This is a genomic window from Paenibacillus sp. J22FR83 (assembly GCF_059691955.1).
Genome location: NZ_JCAUAM010000046.1, coordinates 1 through 1,612 on the forward strand (window position 1 = coordinate 1; position 1,612 = coordinate 1,612).

1 protein-coding gene is annotated in these 1,612 nt (G+C 48.9%); it reads left to right on the forward strand.

From position 1 onward, the window contains the following. Positions 1–140 precede the first annotated feature (140 nt). On the forward strand, positions 141–1,532 hold the full coding sequence (gene ltrA / locus AC58PV_RS35385; protein WP_497437709.1) for a group II intron reverse transcriptase/maturase: 1,392 nt from the start codon (positions 141–143) through the stop codon (positions 1,530–1,532). The last annotated feature ends 80 nt before the right edge of the window (positions 1,533–1,612 follow it).

Genomic DNA, 1,612 nt, shown 5'->3' on the forward strand with positions numbered 1-1,612 from the left:
AAAAAAAAAAAAAAAGCGAAGTAACTTCGTAACCACAACTGAGAAGTTGTGCTGAATCCGCAGGAGTCAGCAGAAGCCATAGTACGTAGGCTGTTGCAACAGTCTACGGAAGGGCCGAACCGAAAGGAGAGAGGAAAACGATGCGTTCGTATGAAGAGCAGAGACAGCAGAAAATCTCGCAAGAGAGTTCACGGCAAAGAGAAGCGGTGAAGCCGTTAGGGTATGTCGGAGCGCCGAGTTCTTCGTCGGCACAAATCGACCCTTCCCCTCGCGAAGACCATAACGACCTACTGGAGCGAATGCTCGAAGGAGACAACCTTCGGCTTGCCTACAAGCGAGTGCTACAAAACGGAGGAGCACCTGGTGTGGACAGTGTAACGGTAGCCGAGCTACAAGCTTATCTGAAAATACACTGGGAATTGGTTAAATCCGAACTCCTCGCGGGAACCTATAGACCCTCGCCAGTCAAACGGATGGAAATCCCCAAACCCGGAGGCGGCGTACGGCTACTCGGTATTCCGACCGTGATGGACCGATTCCTTCAGCAGGCACTTCTACAAGTAATGAATCCAATATTCGACGCAAACTTTTCGTGGTACAGCTACGGCTTTCGCCAAGGGAAAAGAGCACATGACGCAGTGAAACAAGCACAACGCTACATTCAAAGCGGCCTAAGATGGGTCGTAGACATGGATTTGTCTAAATTCTTTGATCGAGTGAACCATGACATGCTCTTGGCAAGAGTAGCGCGGAGAGTGGCAGACAAGCGCGTACTGAAACTAATTCGAGCCTACTTATATGCTGGAGTGATGGCAAACGGGGGGCTAGAGAGAACAGAAGAAGGAACGCCTCAAGGTGGTCCATTAAGTCCACTCTTGGCGAACATTCTACTGGATGATCTGGACAAAGAACTAACCAAACGAGGATTGCGATTCGTTCGCTATGCAGACGACTGTAACATTTTCGTTGCGAGCAAACGTGCAGGTCAGCGCGTTATGGCGTCGATAACTTGCTTTGTGGAAGGAAAGTTAAAGTTAAAAGTGAATCGAGAGAAAAGTGCGGTAGACAGACCTTGGAAACGAAAGTTTCTAGGGTTTAGCTTCCTAAGTGACAAGAAAGCAACGATACGAATAGCCTCGCAGACCCTCTCGCGATTTAAAGAGAAGATTCGGGAGCTGACGAACCGCACGCGTTCGATGTCAATGGAAAACCGCATCATGCAACTGAACCGTTACCTCATAGGATGGATTGGCTATTTTAAACTGGCCTCAGCAAAGAACCACTGTGGAAAATTCGATCAGTGGATTCGGCGAAGACTTCGAATGTGTCTATGGAAGCAATGGAAACGGGTACGCACCCGAATTCGTGAGCTTCGATCACTTGGAGTACCAGAATGGGCTTGCTCTGTGATGGCAAATTCAAGACGAGGTGCGTGGGAAATGTCTCGAAACACAAACAACGCCCTTCCAACTTCCTATTGGGAAGCGAAAGGGCTGAAAAGTTTACTTTCACGTTATTTGGAACTTTGTTAACCATTCGGAACCGCCGTATGCGGACCCGCATGTACGGTGGTGTGAGAGGTCAGGGGCTAGCCGCTCCTATCTACTCGATT